Source organism: Streptomyces sp. NBC_00620 (assembly GCF_026341825.1).
GTDB lineage: Bacteria > Actinomycetota > Actinomycetes > Streptomycetales > Streptomycetaceae > Streptomyces.
Genome location: NZ_JAPENY010000003.1, coordinates 1,106,027 through 1,130,934 on the forward strand (window position 1 = coordinate 1,106,027; position 24,908 = coordinate 1,130,934).

A 24,908-nucleotide genomic window follows, 5' to 3' on the forward strand; every position below is an offset into this window, starting at 1 on the left:
CCGGGTGAGGCGCCTCTCCGCTCAAGAGGAACCCCACCCGGCCGGGGGGTGCGCGCCGCCCCCGTCCCCACGGTGCGGCGCGAGCAGGCCGACGTCCGGTCATCCCGCGGACGGCGGCCTGGGTCTCAGGTGAGGCCGAGGGCCGGAATCACGACCGCCTCCACGAATTGTGTGAGATACGCCGCATCCGCGTACTCGCCCTCCAGGACGGGGCGGACCCGCATGACGCCGATGATCTGCGCCGGAATGAACCCGAGCGCCGGGTGATCGGCGGCGATCTCACCCCGGTCGACCGCCCGGTCGATCATCTCCTTGAGCGAGGCGACCTCGGGCTCGACCAGCGCTTCGCGCAGCGCCCGCTGGAGCTCCTCGTCCGCCATCACGGTATGGCCGAGGGCCTGGAGCAGCTGGGTGTCCTGGCCCGACCACTCGCCCGCGGCGCGCGCCGCTTCGCGCAGGTCCCCCGCGAGTGAGCCGGTGTCGATGCCCATGAACCGAGGACAACGGTTGGCGCGCAGCGCCGCCGCCACGAACTGGGGCTTCGTCTTCCACTGCCGGTAGAGCGTGGACTTGCTGCACCGGGTGCTGGCCGCCACGCCCTCCATGGTGAACGCGTCGTAGCCGCACTCGCGCAGCTGGTCGATCACGGCGTCGTAGAACTCCTGCTCACGCTCGGGCGTGATTTTGGAGCGGCGCGAGGCGACGACCGTCTCCGGTCCGTCCGCGGCCTGCGACGTCATGCTCTTCTCCTCGCTCGGTTCGGGGCGACTGGGTTCGTTCCGGTGGTGCTCTTCACACAGTCTAATCGATACGCCAGTGTACCGATACGGCGGCGTATCGGTACACTGGCGTATCGATGAGCCTTGGACAGGACCTACTCCCGTGTCGAGTGGACCTGCGGGGAGTGGACCTTGTCCTGGGCTCACCACGCACCACCCCGCGCAAGACCGTCAGCAAGGGGGCCGGGGGATGGATTCCCGTACCGAGCCTGCAGAGTCCGAGACAGAACCGGAGCCCGCGTCGGCCATACGCCGCCGGGCGTCGCCGGAAGACACCGCCGCACGCCCGCCTCTCCTTCGCGAGCTCCTGCTCGTCGTGGGACTCTTCCTCGTCTACAAGGTCGGCCGACAGCTGGCCACCGGCCACACCGCCGAGGCCTTCCGCAACGCGGACCGCGTGTGGGACTGGGAGCGGTCCCTCCACCTGCCCGGCGAAGGCGCCGTGCAGAACGCGCTGCTGCACAGCGACACCCTCGTGCACATCGCGAACACCTACTACGCGACCGTCCACTTCCCGGCCACGGTGGCCTTCCTGGTCTGGCTGTACCTGAAGCGCCCGGCCCACTACGTGTGGGCGCGCCGCGTCCTCGCGGTGGTCACCGGCGCCGCCCTTGTCGGGCACCTCTTCTTCCCTCTCGCGCCGCCGCGGCTGCTGAAGGCCGCGGGTCTCGTAGACACGGGGCAGGCGTACGGGCCCACGGTGTACGGGGCTCATCCCGCGACCGACGCGGTGGCGAACCAGTTCGCGGCGATGCCGTCGCTGCACTTCGGCTGGGCCCTGATGGTCGCGATCGGCCTGATCGCCGCGACCCGGTCCCGGTGGCGCTGGCTGTGGCTGCTGCATCCACTGGTCACCCTGGTGGTGATAGTCGGTACGGCCAACCACTACTGGCTCGACGCGATCGTGGCGGCCGCGCTGCTCGGGATCGCCCTCGCGGTGATCCACCTGCCGCACCGGACGACGACAACGGCGGGGCGCGTTCAGGAACGTGCCGACGACTCCGTACGGGACATACCGGAGCTCGTGGGAGCCGGCCGATGAACGCCACGGCCGCCGCCATCGTCCTGTCGCTGTTCTCGGCCGTCGCGTACGCCGCCGCGGCCGTGGCGCAGGAGCGGCTCGCCTCCCGCAGTTCCGACTCGGGCATGCTGCGCCTGCTGGGCAGCGGGGCCTGGTGGTGGTCGGTCGCGCTGAACGCGTCCGCGGCGCTGCTGCACGTGGCCGCGCTCAAGTACGGCACCCTCACGCTGGTGCAGCCGCTCGGTGCGCTCACCCTGGTGGCCGCGGTGCCGCTGGGGGCGCGGGTCGCCGGGCGGCGGGTCAGCCCGGTCGAGTGGCGCGGCACCGCGCTCACCCTGATCGGCCTTGCGGCGCTGCTCGTCACGGCGTCCGGGCCCGCGCCCGACGACGTGCTGAGCGTGCCGCAGGCGCTGGCCGTCGCCGGCACGACGGCCGTACTGATCGGCGCTCTCGCGCGACGGGGCGCGCGGCCCGGGCTGCGGCACGCGACTGCCTCGGGCTTCGCCTCCGGTGTCGCCTCGGCGCTCACCCAGACGGTGACGGTGGCCGCGACGGACCGCTCGGAGTCGCTGCTCAGTGTCCAGGTGATCGTGGTGGCCGTGCTGGTGGCGGCCTTCGCGGCGGGCGGACTGCTCCTGTCGCAGACCGCGTACCGGGGCGGCCTCGGCGCGCCCCTGGCCGTCGTGACACTCGCCAATCCGCTGGCCGCCGCGGTGATCGGCCTGTCCCTGCTCGGCGAACGCCTTCAGGGCGGCGCGGCGGGCGTACTGCTGGCTCTCATGGGAGCCGGGGTCGCGGCGTGGGGCGTGGTGACGCTGTCGCGGTCGGCGCCCGAGCTCGTCCTCGCGTCCATGGCCGACGATCTACCGGTCCGAGTCCTGGCTGTCGACGACCACCCGGTCGCCGCGGTGCTGGCCCTGGAACCCGAGTCGGCGGCGTACGAACCCTCGTTGCTGCCGCAGCAACCGAACCCTGGGCATTTGACGGCCCACTAGAACCGCCACGGGAAAGGGCGGCCGCGGATATATTCGCGGCCGCCCTTTCCTTTGTGGTGTCGTGTCAGCCCAGCCCGCGGGAGTCCTGCTTGAGGGCCGTGTCGACGGTCAGCGCCGTCGCGACGACCAGGCTCAGCAGGGGTTCGGGGAGCTGGTAGTGGATCTGCAGGACGTAGTTGTCCGCGGTGGTGAACATCGTCTTGGCCAGGCCTTCCCAGGTCTTGGTGATCCGGGCGACCTCGTTGTCCGACTGGTCGACGATCGCGAAGTTCCAGGCGCGCCAGTTCTCCGCCTTGATCGCGCCGACCTGCTGACCGTTCGCGTTGATCGCGAAGTTGATCTTCCCGATCATGTTCTGCTGGACGATCTCGCCGACGGGCGAACCGTCCGGACGCGCCACGAGCACCCGCGACTTCATGAACTTCGCGGGGCGCGTCAGCAGCAGTTGCGGCTGGCCGTACGCGTCACGGATCTCCAGCTTGTGGGTCATGAACTGGTCGATGCTGGCGACGAAGCGGAGGATCTTCTTCAGCGCGCTCTGTCCGACCTGGACGACCGAACCGAGCTGGTTGCCCTGCTGGTCCATGACCTTGTACTCGTTGGTCAGCTCGATGAGCTTGGCCTTCTGGTTGACCACCAGGACCGGCTCGGTGAACAGGGTGCCGCCGCCCGCGCCGTTCGCCGCGACCCCGGCCTGCTGGTGCACCTGACGCTGCACGCGCGGGTCGGGACCCGCGGCGGGCTGCGTCGGGGCGTACGCCGGCTGGGGCTGCTGCGGAATCTGCTGCGCGGACTGGGCCTGCTGGTCCGCATTCGTGTGCTCGGTCCATTGCGAGCCGTCCCAGTAGCGCTGTGTCTGGGGCGCCCCGTTCGGATCCGGGTACCAGCCTGCAGGTGTGTTCGAATGCGTGGTCACCGGGGCACACTACCGCGAGATGTCTTGAAATCAACCAGCAGTTGGTTAGGCATCCTGTGCTCCGTCAGGCGGTCACGATCGCCGGGTCGCTCACGCCCGGGCGGCCGTTCTCCACATGTCCGGCGAACCGGCGCAGGAAGCTCGCGTCCGTGGCCGACACGACGGTCAGGTCGTACCAGCGCTTGCTCGCCCGCAGGTCGAAGGTGTGCTTCACGGTCGCGCCCGCCCGCACCTTGAACGACTTCGACGGGCCGCCGTAGCCGCTGCTCACCTTCAGTTCGACCGTGCCGGAGCCCTTGTTGGTGAGGGTCAGCTCGACGTTGCCGCCCGTGTGCCGCGCGGTGACCTCGGGTCCGGCCTTCCTGCCGGAACCCTTGAACGTGCGCAGGAAGCCGTTCGGGCCGTGCACCGTCAGGTCGTACGCGCCGTTCGAGTACGCCGAGTTCCAGGTGTCCGAAACCTTCCTGCCCGCCTCGGTGGTGTAGGTCCAGGGGCCGTCGGTGCGGTTGCCGGACGTGACGAGGAAGGCGGCGCCGGCCTTGGCGCCGGAGCCGAAGGTGAGCGTGAACTTTCCGGCCGCCGCGTCCGCCGAACCGTCCACCAGGGGCGCGTACTTGAGCGGGCGGGCCGGGCGCGAGCCGCGCTCCTGCTTGGGCAGGGCGGGGTTCGCGGGCGGGGTCGGCACGTAGTCGGGGTGACGGTCGCCGTCCGGCGGCTGGTAGCCGTCGGTGTCCGGCAGCGCGACCGGCCTGGTGTCCTTGCGGGCGAAGTCGAAGGCCGAGCTGAGGTCACCGCTGACCGCACGACGCCAGGGCGAGATGTTGGGCTCGTGCACGCCGAAGCGGCGCTCCATGAACTGGATGATGGAGGTGTGGTCGAGCGTCTCGGAGCAGACGTAACCGCCCTTGCTCCAGGGCGAGACGACGAGCATCGGCACCCGCTGGCCCATCCCGTACGGACCGGCCGTGCGGCTCGCGTCGCCCGCGTAGAGGTCCGGGCCGACGTCGACCGTGGACTTGCCCTGGGCGGCGGACTGCGGCGGGAACGGCGGCACGAGGTGGTCGAAGAAGCCGTCGTTCTCGTCGTACGTGATGAACAGCGCCGTCTTGCTCCACACCTCGGGGTCGGAGGTGAGCGCGTCGAGGACCTGGGCGATGTACCAAGCACCGTAGTTCGCGGGCCAGTTGGGGTGCTCGGTGAACGCCTCGGGTGCGACGATCCAGGAGATCTTCGGCAGCTTCTTGCCCTTGACGTCGGCCTTCAGCTGGTCGAAGAAGCCCTCGCCCTTGCGGGCGTCGGTGCCGGTGCGGGCCTTGTCGTAGAGCGGGTCGCCGGGCTCGGCGTTGCGGTACTTGTTGAAGTACAGCAGCGAGTTGTCGCCGTAGTTGCCCCGGTAGGCGTCGGGGATCCAGCCCCAGGAACCGTTCGCGTCCAGGCCGTCGCCGACGTCCTGGTAGATCTTCCAGGAGACGCCGGCCGCTTCGAGGCGCTCGGGGTACGTCGTCCAGTCGTAGCCGACCTCGTCGTTGCCGAGGACCGGGCCGCCGCCGGTGCCGTCGTTGCCGGTGTAGCCCGTCCACATGTAGTAGCGGTTCGGGTCGGTGGAGCCGATGAACGAACAGTGGTAGGCGTCGCAGATGGTGAAGGAGTCGGCCAGCGCGTAGTGGAACGGGATGTCCTCACGCGTCAGGTACGCCATCGTCGTCGACGACTTGTTGGGCACCCATTTGTCGTACTTGCCCTTGTTGAACGCGGCGTGCCCGTCGCTCCAGCCGTGCGGGAGGTCCTGGATGAACTGCATGCCCAGGTCGTCGGCGTCGGGCCGGAAGGGGAGCACGTCCTTGGTGCCGTCCGACTGGTACCAGACCGACTTGTCGCCCGACGTCGTGGCCGGAACCGGGTCGCCGAAGCCGCGGACGCCCCTGAGCGAGCCGAAGTAGTGGTCGAAAGAACGGTTCTCCTGCATCAGGACGACGATGTGCTCGACATCGTCGATCGTGCCGGAACCGTGGTGCGCGGGCAGCGCCGCCGCACGCTCGATGCTGTTGGACAGCGCGGTGAACGCCGCGGTGCCGCCGGCGAGCTGGAGGAAGCGGCGCCGATTCACTTGAGGCATGGGTGGGTGACCTCTGTCCTGACGGGGCGCGTATCGCCCGATGATGATGGAACCTGCGCGAAGGGAGTTTTGCAGGCACACCAAACGTCAGGAAAGGGTCGGGTGTCGCTGATGTGAAAGTCGGCGGTACGGGAGATGCTCGGCGACTGCCGCTTCCCGAGAGGCCCCTGCGGCACGGCTTTGCGAGCGGTGTCGGCAGGTGCCGCGGCATCGCGTTCGGCGGCCCCGGGTCCGACCTGTCAAAGGCGGGGCGGACACCTGTCGAATCTGCTGCAATGGTCTCTCCAGCCTGTCCCGGACCTGCCGATGCCCAAGGCCGGTCAGGGGTGGGCGACATGCGGCGGGGGGTCGCGGGGTGCCGTATCACGGGGGGCGGGGGAAGCGGCCGGGGAGCGCGTGGGCGCCTCTCGAACTGCCGTTGACTCCTGGGATGACCGGTCACGCGGCCTGGTCCTCGGGGCTGCGCTCCCTCGGCTTCCGGCACACCGCTGAACTGCTCGGCGCCCGGGGCGTACGCCCCGAGTTCAAAGTGCTCGACGGACTCTGGTTCCGTGGACGCGGCATGACGTGGCTGCGCGTCGACGAGGCCTACGTCGAGGCGCAGCGGGAGCACTGGCGGCGCGAAGGCGGGCCGCACCGGGCGCAGGCGACGGCCCTCCTCGACCGGGCGGCGGAAATCCTGGGCGCCGACCCGATGGGCCTGCGCCGTGTCGTCGTCCACGAACTGGTGCTGCTGCTCCAGGACCACCCCGACGGAATCAGTGTCCCGGCCGCGGTGGAGCTGGGCGTGGACAAGGACGAGGCGGCGGAGCTGGTCGCCTCCGTGTCCGCGTGCCTGAAGCCGGCCGGGCGGCTCGACGGGGAGGCGGCCGGGAATATCCACGAGGCCCTGACCGGTCGGCAGTTGTGCCGGGCGGAACGGTACGCGGCCCGGCTGGCCGGGGTCATGGCCGACCCGGAGCTGCGCGGGCTGCTGGCGTCCGTGGCCGAACTGCGCGCCGGCACCGACGAGGCACTGGCCCGGGCGGACACGCTGCACCGGAAGGGCGAATACCGGCAGGCGGCCACCGGCTATCTGGTCACGGCCCGGTACGCCGTCGACGAACCGAGGGCGCTCACCGGTCTGCTGCGGGCCGCGGAGGCCGGGGCACCCGTGGCCCCGGGCCTCCTTCCGGTCCGCGCGGAGGCCGGACACGACGGCGTCACGGTCACCTGGAACGCCGCCACCGACCAGGCCGGGACCATCCTCTACCGGGTCCTGCGCCACCCACCGGGCAAGCCGCACCGGCACACCGAGGTCGGCGTGCCGGGTACGGCGACCCAGGTGACCGACACGGCCGCCGTACCCGGCAGCAGGGTGCGCTACGCGATTCTCCCGCTGCGGGACGGACGGATCGCCGGGCGGCCCCGGATCAGCGACCCCCTGCTGGTCGCCCCGGAGGTGCGTGAACTGACGCTGACCACCGGACGGCACGGCGTCAGCGCCACCTGGCGGGCACCCGCCGCGGCGGTGGCGATCCGCGCGCTGCGCGACCACGGCGGCAGCGAAACCGAAGTGACATGCCGTCAGGACGGCTTCGAGGACGGGCCGTTGGAGCCCGGAACGTATTCCTATGAGATCCACTGCGAGTACGCGGGGCCCGACCGGCGGACCGTCCGCTCCCTGGGCGTGACCGCCCGCGTGGAGGTAGAGGAGTGGCCCCGGCCGGTCGAGTCGCTGACCGGCGAGCAGCACACCGCGACCGGTCCGGTACGGCTCAGCTGGATTCCGCCGGCCCGGGGCGAGGTCCTGCTGGTGCAGTGGAGCGGGCCGCCGCCCGAGGCCGGCGCCGAACTGCCGGACGGCTTCACCACGAAGCTGCCGAAGCCGCCCCTGTCCTCTCCCCTGCTCGAGCCGGCGGCGGGCACCTCGGTGCGGATCACCGCGGTGACGGTGCTCGGCCGCCACGCGGTCGCGGGGCCCAGCGTGCTGGTCGAGGCCCAGACCCCGGTCCGTGGCATGACCGCCGAGCGCGGCCCCGGCGACACGGTGCGGCTCGGTTTCGAGTGGCCCGATCCGGCCCCCGTGGTGCTCGTCGGATGGCGGCAGAGCGGTGTGGCCCGGGAGCGGCGGGTGACCCGCAGCGCCTATCTGCGGGAGGGGCTGAGCCTGACGGCGGGCGGCGAGGCGCTCGACGTGGCCGTGACCCCGCTGCCCTCCGGCGACGCGGAGTTCGTGATCTCCGGGGAGGGGCACATACGGGTGCCGTCCCGGATACGGCTCTCCTACCGGCTGGTCAAGCCGGGCTGGCGGGCAGGCGCGCGGCGCATGGTCGAGGTGCGGGCCGAACTCCCCGGCGCCTCACCCGGCACGACCGACTGCCCGGACTTCCTGCTGGTCGGCCGGGAGAGCATCGCCCCGCTGCATCCGCGGCACGGCATCGAGGAACTGCGCCTGACCGGGGACCGGTTGGCCGCCGGGGAGCCGGTGCGCACCGAGATCGACCTGCGCGGCCGGACCAAGCCCTATCTGCTGCGCGGCTTCCTGCTCGGAGCCGGCGCTCCCGACGCGCAACTGGACCATCCGCCGTCCGACACTCTGGTGGTGCGCTGACATGACGACCATCGTCTGCCCCTACTGCTTCACCTCCGACCGCGCCTCCCGGCTGGCCTACCGCTGCCTGATGGCGCGTACCGGTGTGCGCGGTGCGGCGCCCTGCGCGCCCGAACCGGACGGCAGGTGGGCGGCGTTCACCGGTGCTCCGGCCGGCGGGCCCGCCGCCCAGCGCGGTCCCTGCTTCGACGCGCCGCGCGGCCTGCGCACCGGGCGCGGGCGCGCGCCCTGCCCCGCGTGCGGTGTGGGCACCCCGGTGCGGGTCTGCCGCAACTGCCACAACGACCTGCCCAGCGACTACTGCGACCAGAGCAGCCGGATCATCGCCCTGATCGGCCCGAAGAGTGCGGGAAAGAGCACCTACGTCACCGTGCTCGCCCACGAGTTGCGCAACAGGGTGGGGCGGGAGTTCAACGCGGCCCTGGCCAGCATGGGCAGCGCGACACAGCAGCGGTACCGGGCCATGGAGGACGACCTCTACCACCGGCTGCTGCTGCCCGGGCCCACCCAGCCGGCCGCCATGCGCTTCAACGACCCGCTGATCTTCCGGCTGAGCACACCTCGGCACGGAGTGGGCGGTCTGCGCGACGGCAGCAGGCACACCGCCCTGGTGTTCTTCGACGCGGCGGGCGAGGACCTGGCCAGTGCCGAGGCCATGGACCGCTACACCGCCTATCTGGCCGCGGCCGACGGCGTCATCCTGCTGGTGGACCCACTGCAGTTGCGGACCGTACGGGAGCAACTGCCGGAGCTGGCAGGGCAGTTGCCGCCGGTGGAGACCGCCCCGGAGCAGATAGCCGCCGACCTCGCCGCCCAGTTGCGCGGCCGCCGCAGAGGCGAGGGCAAGGGCAAGGTCACCACACCGCTGGCGGTGGCGATCACCAAGAGCGACGTCCTGCGCGCCTGGCTGCCACACGGATCGACCCTCGGCCGTCCGGCCGTCCGTGCGGGAGCCCTGGACGACAGCGACCGGGTCGCCGTGGGCCAGGACGCGCGTGCGCTGCTCGACGAGTGGGACGGCGGGGTGCTCTACCGCCAACTCGACCGGGACTTCGCCGAGTTCTCACTCTTCTGCCTCTCCGCGCTCGGCGCACCGCCGCCCGCCGAGTCGCCCTCGGACGCCCCGAAGTCGGGGCCTCGGCCGCTGCGCGTCGAGGATCCACTGCTGTGGCTGCTCGGTCGGCGCGGCCTGCTTCCCGTCCGCACGGCCCGTACCGCCCGGAAGGGACGTGAGCCCCGATGACGCTCCGTCAACTGCACTACACCTCCGCCCCACCCGGCCCGGACGGCTCCGGTTTCCGCTTCACCGCCACGAGCCCGGACACCGACCCCGCTCTGCTGCGGCTGGCCGAACCACTCCTTGGCTACGAGCCGCCGCGCGACGCCCCGGCCAGGCCGACCGAGGCCGAACTGCCCGCCTTCCCCGTCGCGTTCGGCTTCAGCCTGCTGCCCGACGGCACCGGAGTGCTCAGCCGTACGCGCTACACCGGCGCCGACTACAGCGGCCGCTACGGCAACTTCCACGCGCACGCCCTGCTGGTCCCGCCGGGCGCCGGGCTGCCCGGCCGGATGCTGCCCATCGCTGCCTGGGAGTCGCCGGACTGGCGGAGCGTCACGCCGGTGGACGGTGCGCCGCCGCTGGAGGCGCTGAGCCCGGGCGACCGGATCGGACGGCAGCGGCTCACGGCCTTCGCCCGGCGCCGGGCCGAACGCCTCGCGCCGTTCCTGTCGGACGTACGGCGGCTGTTCGAGGACGAGCGGGCGCCCACCCTGGTGATGGTCGAGGAGGGTGCGGAGGAAGTCGCCCTGTGGGTCGCCCTGGCCTGTGCGGCGCTGCCGCCCGCCTACGCGCCGACGCTGACCTTCACCACGTACACCCGTCGCCCCTACCTCGCCGAACAGCAGATCGTGGGGGTGCTCGCGGACGCCGAATTCGGGTACGCCTCTGCCGACCTGGGCCACCAGTTCCGCTTCCACCACTGCCTCGGCGGCACGTCGAGCGAGCCCCGCACCGCGCCCTGGGCGGAGGTGGCCGCCCGCGTCTGGCTGGCAGGCCGGCCCGACCTCCTGATGCGGGCGGCGGTCGACGCGCCCTTCGACGCGGAGGTACTGGCCTCCTACGCGCTGTACGAGGGCATCCCCCTGGAGTCGACCGGCCGGGCCGCCGGCACCACCTGGGCCCTGCGCCACGCGGACCAGCGGGACGAGACCTTCTGGCAGCGTTTCCTGGAGACCCTGCTCGCCGAGGACGCCGACAGCACCGGCACCGACGCGCTGCCCGGGCTGCTGGACGCCCTCGCTGCCCGGTGGCCGCCCGAGGTCACCGAAACCCTGGCGCGCGGCACGGTGCGCGCCGTGATCGACGGCCGGGGCGCGGTGCCCGGCAGTCTCCGCTCGGCGCTGACCCCGGATGCCTGTTTCGAGCTGGCCCGGGAGCTGGGTCCTCGGCTCACCGTCCTGCTCGCCGATCCGGACGTGTCGACCGAGCGGCTCCTCACCCTGCTGAGTCTGGGTGAAACGCTGGCCACCGACCTCGTCGGACACCCGCCGCCGGCCGCGCCGGGGGTGCGGCTGGCCGACCATCTGCTGGCGCGCGCCGCGGACGGCTCCCCCGGTTCCGGCCCGTCCGCCCGCGAAGTGGCGGCCGCGGTGTCCGGGCCCGGGTCGCGGGGAGTGCGCGGCGCCCTGCTCGACCGCCTCAACGACGTGGCCCTGTCCGGCGACCCGATCCCGGTGGTTCCCGTACTGGCCGGCCTGGACGCCACGCTGGACCCGGCCGAGCTGGCCGACTATCCCCATCTGCGCGCGGTCGCGGCCGCCGGACGCGGGACGCGGGATCCCGACAGCGGACTGCGGATGATGAACCGGCTGATCCGGGAGGCCAAGTGGCAGGAAGCCGCCGATCCGTCCGTCCTGCGGACCGCCTTCCTGCTGACCTGGCCCGGGCGGCGGCCGTCGATGGACGACGCGCTGATGCTCCTTGCCCAGACCCCGCCGGATCTGCTGACGGCCAGTGGTCTCGATCACCAGCTGGCCCGCACCGCGCTCGCCGCCGACGCCGCCGACCCGGACGCCCCCGAGGTGGCCCGGGCCCTGCTGTCCGCCCTGCCGCCGGGCCTCGGGCTGGCCGAACCGCGTGTGCGTGACGGACTGAACCTGCTGCTGCACGCCGAGGACATCCGCACCGGCCAGGCCGAGCGCGGCTTCACCTCGTACGCCATCGCGCTGCGCGACCGGGCCCGCCCGCTGGACGACAGCCTGGAACGCAGGCTGGCCCGCGGTCTGGTGGCCCGCATCCTCAGCGGCGCCGCCCCCGAGGCCAGGGTCCGCGCCGGCGTGGCCGGGATGCTGCTCAAGGACGAGCTGGAGCAACTCGTGCGCTACGGCGACGAGGGTCTGATGGACACCTACGAGGCAGAGGCCCGGAGTTCGGTGACCCTTGACCGGCTGCAGCGCGACCCGTGCCACCTGGCGGCCCTGTTCATCGCGTGGAACAGCTTCGGCGACTTCAACCCGGCCTGGGACCGCGTCCGGCTCCGCCTGCTCGACCAGTTCCTGAAACCGGCCGTACGCAGACTGCCGGAACCCCATCTGTCAGCGGCCGAGTCGGAGCTGGCCGAGGTGAGCGGCACCTGGGCCGACCGGTGGCGGGACTGGTACCGGCCGGGCCTGGCCCGCCGCTGGGGGCGCCGGCGCGGGTCCGGAGCCGGCGGCGCCCGCCCGTCGAAGAGCTGGCGGGACGCGGGCCCCGGCACGGTGGAGACGCAACCGGGAGCGGAGGAACGCTGATGTCGCCGAGCGATCTCTTCTCCGGCTCCCCGTGGGTGTCGGCCCTCGTCGTCCTGCTCTTCATACAGTCGCCGGTCATCGTCTGGAACCTGCTGCGTTCCGCTCCCGTCGCGTACGCGCGGTTCGTCAGGGAGACCGGCAAGAGCCTGGGTCCGTGGCGGCCCGGAACCTATGACGCCCGGGTGCGGCCGCCCGGCGGAACCGAACCCGCCTACCGGGCCTATTGGGCACAGCAGGCGTGGACGGACGCCGTCAGCGCCACGGCGGTGGGCGCGACCGACATCTGGCGGCGCGTGGTGGACGTATGGATGAAGGACCGGGTCCGCTCGATGTGGAACCTGTACCGGAAACCGTACGGAAGGCGGGAGACGTGGGAGGTGCTCTTCCTGCGGTTCTTCAGCGTCGGCGTCGCCCTGGGCGCGCTCCTCGGCAGCCTCGCCGCCGCCGCGACCGCCGCCGCCACGACGCTGGTGTTCGGGGTGCTGCTCGGCGCCGGCTGTGCCGCACTGGTCCTGGCCGCCCTGTGCCTGCGCGGCATCGACTCGGGCCGGCTGGTCGTGGGACGGATCCGGATGAAGTGCCCCCACCCGGGGTGCTATCACTCGGTGGCGCTCCCCGTGTACCGGTGTCCCGGCTGCCGCCATCCGCACCGTTCGCTGCGGCCCGGCCGCTACGGCGTCCTGCGCCGCGTCTGCGAATGCGGCCAGGTGCTCCGTACCAGCTTCCTCACCGGGCGGCACCGGCTCGACGCCGAGTGCCCCGAGTGCTCCCTCCCGCTCCCGGACGGCCTCGGCTCAGCCCGGCTCGTTCATGTGCCGCTGATCGGCGGCACGTCCTCGGGCAAGTCGATGCTGCTGCAGGCGATGGTCGCCGGGCTGCTCGCGCGGATGAACGGCGGGGAGCTCTCGGTCCGGTTCGCCCGGGACGCGGACCGCCGCGAGTACGAACGCGACGCGGCCCAGCTGGCGTCCGGCGGGGGCATCGGCAAGACGACGGCCGTCCAGCCGACCGCGGTCATGCTGTACGTCGGGAAGCGCTACCGCAAGCGGCTGCTGTACCTGTACGACCCACGGGGCGAGAACCTCGAATCCCACGAGCGGCTGCGCGAGCAGGAGTATCTCGCCCATGCCGACGCCCTCGTGCTGGTCGTGGACGCGCTGGCCGACCCTTCGGTCTACGACGGGCTGCCTCCCGACGAACGGACGCGGGCCGATCTGGCCTCCCCTTCGGCGGAGAGCCCGATGCACACCTACGAACGGCTTTCCGGTGAACTGGCCGCCATGTCGGGACGCCGCCGGCAGACTCCGGTGGCGGTCGTGGTGACCAAGAAGGACGTGCTCCACCGACTGGACTCACTGCCGACACTGACCGACGGCGTCGACGGCTGGCTGCGGGCGGTGGGGCTGGAGAATCTGGTGCGCGGCCTCGAACACGACTTCGGGGCCTGCCGGTTCACCGCGCTGAGTGCGCAGGACGCCGTCGGCACACAGCCCCACCCGGCCGAACGGCGGCATGCGGCGGAGCCGGTCCTGTGGCTTCTGCGCCGGACCGGACTGCGGATCAAGAAGGCGCGTCCGGCGGTTGCCTCCGGTCGGATTCCGCCACGGCCGACGACGGATCCGGGTGTTGCCGAAAGCTCCTGACGGCAGCTCAGAGCCACGAGTATCTTCGATGAGGCAGCCCGGAAATGGGCGAGTCTGCGGAGGGGGAGCCGGAGATGACGCAATTGCCCACCCACGTGTGCCGGCAGCGCCGCGTGATTCTCGGGATGTTCGCGGTGTCGGTGGCTGCCGTCCTGCTGCTCCCCCTGGGCGCCCTGGTCCTCGCTCTCACGAACGGATAGCCGATCGGGCGGACAGCGCGCATCGGGCGGATGGCCGATCAGGCGGACAGCCGATCAGACTGAGGGGGACGAACCGTGAGCGATATCCCAGGCGGAGCGATGGCCAGCCGTCCGGTCCATTTCTTCTGGATACTGGACACCTCGTATTCCATGGGGGTCAACGGAAAGATCGGCGCGCTCAACTTCGCCATCAAGGAGGCCCTGCCCGAGATGCGGGCGGTGGCCAAGGACAATCCGGCGGCCTCGCTGATGGTGCGGGCCCTCACCTTCTCCACCAGCGCGCGCTGGCAGCAGCCGACCTCCACACCGGTCGACGACTTCCACTGGCAGGACGTCCAGCCGGACGGCATCACCAATCTCGGCGAGGCCTTGAAGCTGGTGGCCCGTGAGCTGGAGATGCCGCCCATGCCGGAGCGGGCCCTGAAGCCCGTCCTCGCGCTGGTCTCGGACGGGCAGCCCACCGACGACTGGCGCTCCGGTCTCAGAGCGGTCGACGCGACGCCCTGGGGCAAGCGCGCGGTGCGGGTCTCGATCGGCATCGGCGAGGACGTCGACCGGGCCATGCTCAAGGAGTTCCTCGCCAACCCGGAGCTGGAGCCGTTCGACGCCAACAGCCCCAAGCAGCTGGCCGCCGCCATCCGCTGGGCCTCGACGGTGGCCGTCAAGGCGGCCTCAACCCCGGTCGCGGCCGCGGCCGACAACAAGACGCTGGGCGGCGGGTACGCGCCCTACGCCCCGCCCACCGTGACGACGGCCGACGACGATGACGACGTGTGGTGACCGTGCCCGGCGCGGCTGAAGCGACCGGCTTGTCCTCGGGTGACCACTGGCGGATCCTCTGCGAACACGTGATGGGCCCGCACAAGAAGAACTACCAGGACTGCGTGTACGCCGACCTGGTCCCCGGCCAGGACGCCGCGGTGCTGGCGGTCGCCGACGGACACGGCTCGGCCGCCCATGCCCACAGCGATGTGGGCGCCCGCTACGCGGTGGAGATCTTCGGCCGGCTGGGCAAGGAGTTCGCGGAACGCGCCCTCGGCTCACTGCCCCTGCCCCGGCTCAAGGCCGACGCCCGGGACCGGATGCCCCGCGAGCTGGTCCGGTGCTGGCAGGACGAGGTCCTGGAGCACGCCCGCCGCAACGCCACCGGGCCGGGCCCTGCGCCGCCCGCCCCGGAAGGTGTGCGGCAACAGGATCTGGTGCCGTACGGGACGACGCTCATCGGTGCCGTCATCACCCCGGGACTCCTGGTGGGCTGGCAGCTCGGGGACGGCGAGCTGGCGATGGTCGACCCGCGGGGGAAGATCCGGCTGCCGCTCGATTCCGGCCGGCCGGAACTGGGCGACGAGACGGACTCGTTGTGCAGCCGGCAGGCATGGGACCTGATGCGGGTGCACTGGTCCCCGATCACCGCCGCGGACAGTTCGCCCGCGCTGGTGCTGCTGTCGACGGACGGGCTCTCCAAGAGCTTCGTGGACCGCCAGGGCTACCAGGACTTCGTCCGGGGCACCTATGAACGGCTGCGGGAGCAGGGCCCCTCGGCGGTCGCGGACGATCTGCCCAAGTGGCTGGCCCAGGCGGCGAAATACTCGGGCGACGACACGACGGTGGCCGCGGCCTGGCGGGCCGCAGCGAGCCCGGGCGGCACCGCGGCAAGCCCGAGCGCCACTGCGGCGAGCCCCAGCGGCACCGCGGCGAGCACCTGGACCGGTACGGAGGAAGAATGACGAACGGCATGCTCCCCACTGGCACCACGCTCACCGACGAGGACGGCGCGGGCGTCATGATCGTCGGTCTCCTGGGATCCGGGGGCCAGGGAGAGGTCTACCGGGTGCGCACCCCCGCCGGGGAGCGTGCCCTGAAGTGGTACTACCCCGGCTGCGCCACCGATCAGCAACTGCAGATCGTGGAGGATCTGGTGGGCCGCGGCTTCACCGACGAGCGGTTCCTCTGGCCCCAGCAGGTCGTATCGGACAACGCCGGGGGCTTCGGCTACCTGATGGACCTGCGCCCGGACCGCTTCCGGGGCCTGCCGGAGCTCTTCCGCCGCCAAGTGAGCGTCCATTACCAGGAGTTGGTGACCGCCGGGATCCACATGGTGGAGGCGTACAAGGCCCTGCACTCCAGAGGCGTCGCCTACCGCGACATCTCCTGGGGCAACATCTTCTTCGACCCGGCCACCGGGGACGTACTGGTCTGCGACAACGACAACGCGGTGGTGGAGGGGGCCGTCTCGGGCATCGCAGGCACGATGGAGTTCATGGCCCCGGAGCTGGTACGCGGCGACGACGGCGCGACGCCCAGCACCCAGACGGACCTGCACTCCCTGGCCGTACTTCTCTTCATGCTGCTGATGAACCATCACCCTCTCAAGGGCGTCGCGGAGTTGCGGATCCGCTGTCTGGACGAGGCCGCCGAGAAGAAGCTGTACGGCACGAACCCGGTGTTCGTCTTCGATCCCGCCGATCAGTCCAACCGCCCCGACGCACACGAGCAGACCACCGTGCTGGCGACCTGGGGCGCCGCGCCTCCCGCGCTGCAGGATCTGTTCGTGCACAGTTTCACGGAGGGGCTCAGGGAGCCGTCCCGGCGAGTGCGCGAGTCGCAGTGGCGGGAGACGCTGAGCAAGATCCGCGACACCATCGTGATCTGCTCCGACTGCGGCCGGCAGAACATGACCGAGCCCGACTCCCAGACCGGCCCCTCCTGTTGGAGCTGCGGAAAGACCCTGGTCATGCCCGCCTGGCTGGTGGTCACCACCGCGCATCCGCGCACCGTCCGCACGGTTCGGCTCGGCCGGGACGCCCGGCTCTACGGCCATCATCTGGAGGCCGAGCCCAAGCGCCACGACTACTCCCCCGGCGCGGTCATCGCGGAACTGTCGGAGAACCCCAAGCGCCCCGGCCAGTTCGGGCTGACCAACCGCTCCCAGGAGACCTGGCACGCCCGCCGTACGGACGGCACGGCGCACGAGGTCGAACCCGGCCGCTCGGTCTCGCTGCGGCCGGGGCTCGGGGTGGATCTGGGCGGCGGGGCGGAGGCCGTGGTGCACTCGTCCTGAACCGGTGGCCCGTCGGCTTGTGTCGGGTCCGGTCAGCCGCCGAGGGCGCGCATGATGCCCTCGGAAAGGACCAGCGCGCTGCTGCCGGTGCCGACCCCCAGGCTCACGGTGTTGAGCCAGGCCCGGATCCGGCCGTGGTCGGGCGGTTCGTTGCTCGCCTCGGCGCGGGCCAGTTCGGCGCGTACCGCTTCGGCCTCGGGCGGTGCCGACGGGCCGAGTTCGCGGACGAGGTCGGTGGCCAGCCGCAGCGCTTCGGCGGTCGAAGTCCCGCTGTTGTAGACGGTGTTGTGCTGGACGGTGTGGTCACCCGCCTGGACGGGGCCGCTGATGGGACCGTTGAAGTTGAAGTTGCTGCTCATGGGTGCTGCCTCCTCGGGGAGTTGCTCACGGACGGCCGGGCGGACCCTGCTGGCCTCCGCCGCCCTGCGCGGGACCGGGCGGGGGCGTGTGCTGCTGGTGGTTGACCTGCTGAAGGTGGTTGCCGAACTGCGCGGGGCCGGTGATCGGGCCCGCGAAGTTGTAGGTCTGCGCGTTGACGATCCGCTTCTCGGTCTCCTCGAAGTCGGAGGTGTCGACGTTGTGTGCCCTGAGGAAGGCCCCGGTGGCCAGGAGCACGCCCTGCTCCAGCCGCTTGAAGTAGTGGGAGGTGTCCCGCCGTTCGATGTACCCCATGCGGTCCCAGTCCGCGACGGCCTCGCGCAGCCCGTTCTCCGCGCCGTAGTCCCAGTCCGTCCGGCCCTTGCGGATCTCCTTGCGGATCTGGCTCAGCAGGCGCGCCTTGCGGCGCATCCGCGCACCCTCCCCGTTCAGTCGCCCCAGAGCGCCGAACAGTGTGTGCCGGAAACCGCGGTTGACCGTGCGGACGGTGTGCCACCACAGCCGTACGGGACCGGTCGGCAGGTACTCCACCGCGTCGAAGCGCTCGGACAGCGGCGGGATCACATACGCGGTGACCTCCCACGTCAGACGGGGCATCAGCAGATGGGCCCGCAGATGCATGGTCACCACCACGCGCCCGCCCGGTCCCAGCATGCGCAGACACAGATACGTCTCCGCGCCCGCGCCCGTCTGCACCGTCCCGCTCTTCACCAGCTGCTTGGGCACGACGACGACCGGTGGGCGGGTCGCGTCGGGCAGCACGTCCTTCCCCAGGTACGACACGTGCAGCCCGCGGACGTACAGGCGATTGCGGGCGTGGAGTGTCTCGAGGCCCACGATCTTGGGCATCTCGACGGCCAGGTAGTGGTGCAGATCGGCGGCGTCGAACGGGATGATCTGCTTGTCCCGGCCCTGGTCGTCCTTGGCCGGACGGCTCACGTCGACCGCGTCCCAGACCGACTCGGTGATCCGCCAGCCGCTCCCCACGAAGGGATTGATCCTCTCCACCTTGGCGTTGTACGCGACGAAGTTCGCCCGCTTCATGGACTCCAGCCGCTGCTCCACCTCCGGGCCGAGCGGCGGCGCCAGGTCCATCGCGGGGGCTCCCTCCCGCCCCAGTACCAGCGCCGCGCGCCGTGCCCCCAACTCGGCCCCGTGGGCCACCCACCAGGCGGCCACCAGCGTTACGACGGCCACTGCGGCCGAGACCGCGGCCATGCCCTGGTTACCTGCGACGACCTGCCACAGCGCCAGTGCCGTCGCCGCCGGCAGCACGACAGCCGCGACGGCCAGCGCCTGGTCCCGGTGCCGCCACCGGGCGATGGCCTGCTGCGTATGCCGTACCAGGGCGACCAGATTGATCCCCTGCGGCAGCGCCACCGCCTGCAGCCCGTCCTCCACGTACTCCTCCCACACCGCCCGCGCGAGGACCTCGTCGAGATGGACCGTGGCGCACAGCCGGCGTGTGACGAGGTCCGTACGGTATTTCGGCAAGGGCGTGAGACTGGCACTGGTGAGCGGCATACGTTCCCCCCGGCGGCTGCCCAGCACATCCCGGTATCCGGTGTTGTGCGCTCCCTCCACGGTAGAGCTTGCGCAGGTAGCGGGGCAGCACTTCGCTCAACTCCCGTTCTGCCGCCCGCCGTTCTCCGGAACCGGGGCCTGGGGCCGCGATCCACACCGGCCAAGCCTTCCGTCTGACGGAAGCAGCCTTGCCGACCTGTGGTGCCCGTCACGAACCTGGTGACCAGCGGGGCGACGAGGCCTCGCTCTCAGGGACGGGAACGCCATGCCTCACATGACCTCCTTCGCCAGGAACCAGTGGTACGTCGCCGCCTACTCGCACGAGGTGGGGCGCGAGCTGCTCGGTCGGACGATCCTCGGGGAACCGCTCGTGTTCTACCGGACCGAGGACGACGGGACGGCCGTCGCCCTGTCCGACCGCTGTGTGCACCGCCGGTTCCCGCTCTCGGAGAGCCGGCTCGACGGCGACCGGATCGTGTGCGGCTACCACGGGTTCACGTACGACACGACGGGCGCGTGCGTGTACGTGCCGGGGCAGAAACGCATACCGCGCACCGCCCGGGTCGCCTCCTACCCGCTGGTCGAGCAGGACTCCCTGATCTGGGTCTGGATCGGTGACCCGGCGCTCGCCGACCCGGAGGCCATCCCGCGCGCCCGCCACCTCGACTCCCCCGAGTGGCTCACGGTCTGCGGCATGGAGCCGATCGACGCCGACTACGGGCTGCTCGTGGACAACCTGCTCGACCTCTCGCACGAGACGTATCTGCACGGCGGCTACATCGGCAGCCCCGAGGTCGCCGAGACGCCGATCACCACCGAGGTCGACGAGGGCGCGGGGATCGTGCGGGTCAGCCGGCACATGGACGACGCCGAGTGCCCGCCGTTCTACGCCCGTTCGACCGGCATCGAGGGCCGGATCACCCGCTGGCAGGACATCGAGTACCACGCCCCGTGTCTCTACCTCCTGCACAGCCGCATCGCACCGGCCGGTGTGCTGCCCGAGGCGGACGGCAGCGACCCGAACGGCTTCCACACCGAGATCACCTACGCCATCACGCCCTCCTCGGACGGCAAGGTGTACGACTTCTGGGCGGTCTCGCGCGACTGGGCCACGGACGACACCGAGGTCACCGAGTTCCTGCGGAGCAACAACCACACCGTCGTCATGCAGGACGTGGACGCGCTCAACCTGCTGCAGAAGACGCTGGGTTCGGAGCGCGGCGGCTACCAGGAGCTCAGCATCAACATCGACACCGGCGGCCTGGCCGCCCGCCGTATCCTCGCCCGCCTTGTCGAGGAGGGCGACAAGCCGATGGAGAAGGTGCTGTGACGAGCCCGACCGGCGAGATCTACCGCATCGACTGGGTGCCGGGCACGGACATCCTGCACGGCACCTGTCACTGCGGTGCCGAGCACTCCGCCCAGGACCCGATCGAGATGTGGGAGTGGATGCTCGGCCACCCCGAAGGCCACGAGCCACGAGGACAGGCACAATGACCTTGTACGAGGCCGAACTCGTCGTCGAGCAGAGGGAGTTCGCCGCCGACGGCGTGCTCGCCCTCACCCTCCGCCACCCTCTCGGCGAGGAACTCCCCCGCTGGCAGCCGGGCGCCCACATCGACGTGGCCCTCGGGCCGGAGCTTGAGCGCCAGTACTCGCTGTGCGGCGATCCGGCCGACCGGCGTTCATGGCGGATCGCGGTGCTGCGCGAGCCGGATGGGCGCGGCGGATCGTCGTACGTGCACGAGGAGTTGAGCGAGGGTGACAAGGTGCGGGTGCGCGGCCCGCGCAATCACTTCGCCCTCCAGGACGCCCCGCGTTACCGGTTCGTCGCGGGCGGCATCGGCATCACCCCCATCCTGCCGATGCTCGCCGCGGCGGAGGCGGCGGGCGCGGAGTGGACGCTGCTGTACGGCGGGCGTACGCGCGAGTCCATGGCGTTCACCGAGGAGTTGGCCCGCTACGGGGACAGGGTGACCATCGCCCCGCAGGACGAGACCGGGCTGCTGGATCTGGCCTCCCTCGACGCTCCCGACGCCCTGGTCTACTGCTGCGGACCCGGCCCGCTCCTGGACGCGGTCGAGAAGCGGTGTCCCGCCGGGCTCCTGCATGTCGAGCGCTTCCAGCCGAAGGTCCAGGAGAGCGGCCCGGACCGGGAGTTCGAGGTGGTGCTGTCGCGGAGCGGGCGCACCCTGACCGTCCCCGCCGATGTCTCCGTCCTCGACACCGTGCGGGCCGCGGGCGTGGAGGTGCTCTACTCCTGCACCGAGGGCACCTGCGGGACCTGCGAGACGGACGTCATCGAAGGGACCCCGGACCACCGGGACTCGGTGCTCAGCGACGAGGAGCGGGCGGCCGGCGAGACGATGCTCATCTGCGTCTCTCGCTGTCTGGAGAGGCGGCTCGTGCTGGACCTGTGACCTTGAGGTCCGCCTCGATACGGGCCACGGTGGCGAGCAGGTGGGGCAGCAGGTCGCGGCGCACGGAGTCCATGGAGTTGCGGCTGGCGTGCACCGGGATGTTCACGGCCGCCACGACCTCGCCGTCCCGGTCCCGCACCGGGGCGGCGACCGAGCGCAGCCCCTCCTCCAGTTCCTGGTCGACGATGGCGTACCCCTGGCGCCGTACCCGCAGGAGCTCCGCCTTGAGCGACTCGGCCGAGACGATGGTGCGTGCCGTCAGGGGCCGTAGTTCGGCGCGGGCGAGCCGGGCGTCGATCTCCTCGTCCGGCAGATGGGCGAGCATCACCCGTCCCACGGAGGTCACATGGGCCGGGAAGCGGGTGCCGACGGTGATCGTCGCGGTCATGATGCGGCTGGTGGGGACACGAGCCACGTACACGATGTCGTCGCCGTCCAGGACACAGAGCGAGGACGACTCCCGTACCTGCGCGACGAGTTGCTCCAGATGGGGTTCAGCGAGGTCCGGCAGGGTGAAGCCGGAGAGGTAGGAGTAGCCGAGCTCCAGCACACGGGGGGTGAGCCGGAACATCCGGCCGTCGGTGTGCACGTATCCGAGGTCGAGGAGCGTCAGCAGGAAGCGGCGGGCCGCCGCGCGGGTCATGTCGCAGGTCCGAGCCACCTGACTGAGCGTCAATTCCGGGTGGTCCGCGTCGAATGCACGGATGACGGCGAGGCCCCGTTCGAAGGACCGGACAAAATGGGGCGCGCGGGCTGCTGCAGGCATCGTCGCCTCCAGATGGACGCACGGAGTGCGCCTTCTGCGCACTCCAGGACGCATTTCGGTAACTGTCAACAATATTGTCAGCGAAAAGGATTGACCCCGTCGAAACGGGGTCCTAGTTTCCCGCTGAGCACTATTGTGCGGTGTGCGCACAGCCTGTCGGAACACTCTCGTCTGCACAGGAGGAGTAATGCGTCGTCTGCTTGCCGGTCTCGCGGTCGGATCCTTGATGGTGGCCGCATCGGCCTGCGGTTCGTCCGACTCCGGGTCGTCGGACAAGAGTTCGTCGTCCGGTGGTGGGACCACCACGGTCAAGGTGGGGATCATCCCCATCGTCGATGTCGCGCCCATCTACCTGGGCCAGAAGCAGGGCTTCTACAGCAAGCGGGGCCTGAAGCTCGAAATGACGACCGCTCAGGGCGGCGCGGCGATCGTGCCCGGCGTGGTCAGCGGCCAGTTCCAGTTCGGGTTCTCCAACATGACCTCGCTGATGATCGCCCAGTCCCAGAACGTGCCCGTGAAGGCCGTCGCCAACGGAATCGCCTCAACGGGCGTGGACGGCAAGGACTTCGGCGCCCTCACGGTGAAGAAGGACAGCCCCATCAAGTCCGCGAAGGACCTGGAGGGCAAGAAGGTCGCCGTCAACACCCTCAAGAACATCAACGAGACCGCGGTGCGCGAGTCGGTGCGCAAGGCGGGCGGCGATCCGTCCAAGGTGAAGTTCGTCGAGCTGGCCTTCGACCAGATGCCCGCCGCCCTCGACGGCGGCCAGATCGACGCCGCCATGGTCGTCGAGCCGGCGCTCGCCACCGTGAAGAGCCAGGGTGCCGTCGAGATCGCCTCGTCGCTGGTCGACGTCGCGAAGGACCTCACGGTCGCCATGTACTTCACGTCGACCCAGTACGAGCAGCAGAACCCCGAGCTGGTGAAGAAGTTCCAGGAGGCCACCGCGGAGTCCCTCGCCTACGCCGACTCCCACCCGGACGAGGCCCGGGAGATCGTCACCACGTACACGAAGATCCCCGCGGCGGTGCTGGCGAACGTGGTCCTGCCGAAGTGGCCGGCCGAGCCGAACCGTGCCTCGATCGAGGCGCTGATGAAGCTGGGCGAGGAGGACGGGCTGTTCAAGACGACCCCCGACCTGGACAAGCTGCTTCCGTGAAGGGACTGAACGCCGCACTGGGTGCGGCCGGGCTCGCGGCCTTCCTCGCTCTGGGCGAGGCGGTGCCGCGGCTCGGTCTTGTCAAAGAGGACTACTTCCCGCCCACCAGCCGCATCGCCGAGGCGCTCTGGCGGGAGCTGAAGGACGAGGTGTTCTGGACGGCGCTCGGGGACACCCTCACCGGCTGGGCCCTGGGCCTGGCGATCGCGGTGACCGCCGGAATCCTGGCGGGCGTCGTGATCTCGGTCGTACCCCATCTGCGCGAGGCCACCGCCTCCACCATCGAGTTCCTCCGCCCGATCCCCTCCGTCGCCCTGATCCCCCTCGCCGTCCTCCTCTACGGCACCGAACTCCGCTCCGTCCTCCTCCTCGTCGTTTACGCCTCGTTCTGGCAGATCCTCATCCAGGTCCTGTACGGCGTCCAGGACGTCGACCCGGTGGCGGACGAGACGGCACGCTCGTACGGTCTCGGCACCTGGGCACGGACCCGGCATGTGCTCTGGCCAACGGCCCTCCCGTACGTCATGACAGGCGTCCGGCTCGCCGCCGCGGTCGCCCTCATCCTCACCGTGACCGCCGAACTGGTCATCGGAGCACCGGGGTTGGGCAAGAACATCGGGATCGCCCAGGCCTCTCAGGCGGTCCCGGAGATGTACGCCCTGCTGGTGGTCACCGGTCTCCTCGGCCTGCTGATCAATGTGGGTGCCCGCACGGTGGAGCGGCGGGCGCTGGCCTGGCACCAGTCGGTGCGCGGGGAGGTGGCGGTGTGAGGCACATACTTCTGCGGTCGCTCTACGTCGTCGCACTGCCCGCACTGCTCGTCGCGGTCTGGTGGCTCGCGTCGGACGGCAGCACCGACGTCTTCTGGCCACCCCTGCGCACGATCCTCAAGACCTTCCCCGACGTCTGGACGGGCGAACGGCTGCGCGCCGACGTCCTGCCCAGCGTGCTGCGGCTCCTCGCCGGCTACACGTCGGCGGCGGTCGTCGGCGTGGCGGTGGGCACGGTCATCGGCTCCTACCGGCGGGTCCGGGCCTTCTGCGAGCCGGTCCTGGAATTCCTGCGCGCGGTACCGCCGCCCGTACTCATCCCGGTCATCATGCTGTTCGCGGGCATCGGCCACACCATGAAGATCATCGTCATTGCGATCGGCTGCGTCTGGCCGATCCTGCTCAACACCGTCGAGGGCGTGCGGGCGGTCGACTCCGTGATGGCCGAGACGGCACGTTCGTACGGCATCACGGGGGTCGCCCGGCTGCGGTACGTGGTCCTGCGTGCGGCGAGCCCGCAGATCTTCGCGGGTCTGCGGCAGGCGCTGTCCATCGGCATCATCCTGATGGTCATCAGCGAGATGTTCGGAGCCAGCGACGGCCTCGGCTTCAGCATCGTCCAGTTCCAACGAGGCTTCGCGATCCCCGACATGTGGACCGGAATCCTCGTCCTGGGCCTGCTCGGATTCTTTCTCTCCGTGGTCTTCCAGCTGGTCGAGCGCCGGGTGCTCGGCTGGTACCACGGTCGGCGCGCTTCCTCCCGGCGGTCCCCGTGAAA

General features: G+C 71.0%; 22 protein-coding genes. 16 read left to right on the forward strand and 6 right to left on the reverse strand.

Annotated elements, in window-relative coordinates; genetic code table 11:
- Positions 1 to 125: 125 nt before the first annotated feature.
- Complete coding sequence (locus OG246_RS36235; RefSeq protein ID WP_266472990.1) at positions 126 to 740, reverse strand: TetR/AcrR family transcriptional regulator; 615 nt, start codon at positions 738 to 740, stop codon at positions 126 to 128.
- A gap of 229 nt (positions 741 to 969) precedes the next feature.
- Between OG246_RS36235 and OG246_RS36240 the strand changes: the two genes are divergently transcribed.
- Positions 970 to 1,821 (forward strand): phosphatase PAP2 family protein, encoded by an 852-nt coding sequence (locus OG246_RS36240; protein ID WP_266472991.1) that lies wholly within the window; start codon positions 970 to 972, stop codon positions 1,819 to 1,821.
- Positions 1,818 to 2,795, forward strand: coding sequence for a DMT family transporter (locus OG246_RS36245; protein ID WP_266472992.1), 978 nt, complete (start codon positions 1,818 to 1,820; stop codon positions 2,793 to 2,795). Before OG246_RS36240 ends, OG246_RS36245 begins: the two co-directional genes overlap by 4 nt.
- Before the next feature lie 64 nt (positions 2,796 to 2,859).
- Here OG246_RS36245 and OG246_RS36250 read toward each other — a convergent pair whose 3' ends face one another.
- Together OG246_RS36250 and OG246_RS36255 are read right to left on the reverse strand one after the other, a co-directional pair.
- Entirely contained in the window at positions 2,860 to 3,711 is an 852-nt protein-coding gene (locus tag OG246_RS36250) for a phospholipid scramblase-related protein (RefSeq protein ID WP_266472993.1), read from the reverse strand.
- A 64-nt stretch (positions 3,712 to 3,775) separates the two neighbouring features.
- Positions 3,776 to 5,827 carry a phosphocholine-specific phospholipase C gene (locus OG246_RS36255; protein WP_266472995.1) on the reverse strand — a complete coding sequence of 684 codons (2,052 nt, stop codon included), beginning with the start codon at positions 5,825 to 5,827 and terminating at the stop codon, positions 3,776 to 3,778.
- 430 nt (positions 5,828 to 6,257) lie between these two features.
- Between OG246_RS36255 and OG246_RS36260 the strand changes: the two genes are divergently transcribed.
- From OG246_RS36260 to OG246_RS36295, 8 genes are all read left to right on the forward strand, one after another.
- Positions 6,258 to 8,420 (forward strand): hypothetical protein, encoded by a 2,163-nt coding sequence (locus tag OG246_RS36260; RefSeq protein WP_266472997.1) that lies wholly within the window; start codon positions 6,258 to 6,260, stop codon positions 8,418 to 8,420.
- 1 nt (position 8,421) lies between these two features.
- Positions 8,422 to 9,663, forward strand: a complete 1,242-nt coding sequence (locus tag OG246_RS36265) for a hypothetical protein (RefSeq protein WP_266472998.1) — start codon at positions 8,422 to 8,424, stop codon at positions 9,661 to 9,663.
- Positions 9,660 to 12,209 (forward strand): GTPase-associated protein 1-related protein, encoded by a 2,550-nt coding sequence (locus OG246_RS36270; protein WP_266472999.1) that lies wholly within the window; start codon positions 9,660 to 9,662, stop codon positions 12,207 to 12,209. Before OG246_RS36265 ends, OG246_RS36270 begins: the two co-directional genes overlap by 4 nt.
- A complete protein-coding gene (locus tag OG246_RS36275; protein ID WP_266473001.1) occupies positions 12,209 to 13,852 on the forward strand; it encodes a hypothetical protein in 1,644 nt (547 codons plus the stop codon). The genes OG246_RS36270 and OG246_RS36275 overlap by 1 nt, the downstream gene beginning before the upstream one ends.
- A gap of 74 nt (positions 13,853 to 13,926) precedes the next feature.
- Entirely contained in the window at positions 13,927 to 14,052 is a 126-nt protein-coding gene (locus OG246_RS36280; protein ID WP_266473002.1) for a hypothetical protein, read from the forward strand.
- 99 nt (positions 14,053 to 14,151) lie between these two features.
- On the forward strand, positions 14,152 to 14,832 hold the full coding sequence (locus OG246_RS36285; protein ID WP_266474964.1) for a VWA domain-containing protein: 681 nt from the start codon (positions 14,152 to 14,154) through the stop codon (positions 14,830 to 14,832).
- Positions 14,826 to 15,779, forward strand: a complete 954-nt coding sequence (locus OG246_RS36290) for a PP2C family serine/threonine-protein phosphatase (protein WP_266473003.1) — start codon at positions 14,826 to 14,828, stop codon at positions 15,777 to 15,779. Before OG246_RS36285 ends, OG246_RS36290 begins: the two co-directional genes overlap by 7 nt.
- A complete protein-coding gene (locus OG246_RS36295) occupies positions 15,776 to 17,113 on the forward strand; it encodes a protein kinase (RefSeq protein ID WP_266473004.1) in 1,338 nt (445 codons plus the stop codon). Before OG246_RS36290 ends, OG246_RS36295 begins: the two co-directional genes overlap by 4 nt.
- A 32-nt stretch (positions 17,114 to 17,145) precedes the next feature.
- Here the strand turns inward: OG246_RS36295 and OG246_RS36300 are convergent, their stop codons facing one another.
- A complete protein-coding gene (locus OG246_RS36300; RefSeq protein WP_266473005.1) occupies positions 17,146 to 17,472 on the reverse strand; it encodes a hypothetical protein in 327 nt (108 codons plus the stop codon).
- A 25-nt stretch (positions 17,473 to 17,497) separates the two neighbouring features.
- A complete protein-coding gene (locus OG246_RS36305) occupies positions 17,498 to 18,985 on the reverse strand; it encodes a hypothetical protein (protein ID WP_266473006.1) in 1,488 nt (495 codons plus the stop codon).
- A 295-nt stretch (positions 18,986 to 19,280) separates the two neighbouring features.
- On the opposite strand from OG246_RS36305, the gene OG246_RS36310 reads away from it, so the two are divergent.
- The 3 genes from OG246_RS36310 to OG246_RS36320 are packed head-to-tail and all read left to right on the forward strand — an operon-like array spanning position 19,281 to position 21,435.
- Positions 19,281 to 20,345 carry an aromatic ring-hydroxylating dioxygenase subunit alpha gene (locus OG246_RS36310; protein ID WP_266473008.1) on the forward strand — a complete coding sequence of 355 codons (1,065 nt, stop codon included), beginning with the start codon at positions 19,281 to 19,283 and terminating at the stop codon, positions 20,343 to 20,345.
- Positions 20,342 to 20,512 (forward strand): hypothetical protein, encoded by a 171-nt coding sequence (locus OG246_RS36315; protein ID WP_266473009.1) that lies wholly within the window; start codon positions 20,342 to 20,344, stop codon positions 20,510 to 20,512. The genes OG246_RS36310 and OG246_RS36315 overlap by 4 nt, the downstream gene beginning before the upstream one ends.
- A complete protein-coding gene (locus OG246_RS36320) occupies positions 20,509 to 21,435 on the forward strand; it encodes a PDR/VanB family oxidoreductase (protein ID WP_266473010.1) in 927 nt (308 codons plus the stop codon). The genes OG246_RS36315 and OG246_RS36320 overlap by 4 nt, the downstream gene beginning before the upstream one ends.
- On the opposite strand, the gene OG246_RS36325 is transcribed toward OG246_RS36320, so the two are convergent.
- Positions 21,386 to 22,201, reverse strand: coding sequence for an IclR family transcriptional regulator C-terminal domain-containing protein (locus OG246_RS36325; protein WP_266473011.1), 816 nt, complete (start codon positions 22,199 to 22,201; stop codon positions 21,386 to 21,388). The genes OG246_RS36320 and OG246_RS36325 overlap by 50 nt on opposite strands.
- Positions 22,202 to 22,388: 187 nt before the next feature.
- Between OG246_RS36325 and OG246_RS36330 the strand changes: the two genes are divergently transcribed.
- Genes OG246_RS36330 through OG246_RS36340 form a run of 3 tightly spaced genes read left to right on the forward strand, consistent with a single transcriptional unit; the run spans position 22,389 to position 24,906 of the window.
- Positions 22,389 to 23,360 (forward strand): ABC transporter substrate-binding protein, encoded by a 972-nt coding sequence (locus OG246_RS36330; RefSeq protein WP_266473013.1) that lies wholly within the window; start codon positions 22,389 to 22,391, stop codon positions 23,358 to 23,360.
- A complete protein-coding gene (locus tag OG246_RS36335) occupies positions 23,357 to 24,130 on the forward strand; it encodes an ABC transporter permease (protein WP_266473015.1) in 774 nt (257 codons plus the stop codon). The genes OG246_RS36330 and OG246_RS36335 overlap by 4 nt, the downstream gene beginning before the upstream one ends.
- Positions 24,127 to 24,906, forward strand: a complete 780-nt coding sequence (locus OG246_RS36340; protein WP_266473016.1) for an ABC transporter permease — start codon at positions 24,127 to 24,129, stop codon at positions 24,904 to 24,906. The genes OG246_RS36335 and OG246_RS36340 overlap by 4 nt, the downstream gene beginning before the upstream one ends.
- The last annotated feature ends 2 nt before the right edge of the window (positions 24,907 to 24,908 follow it).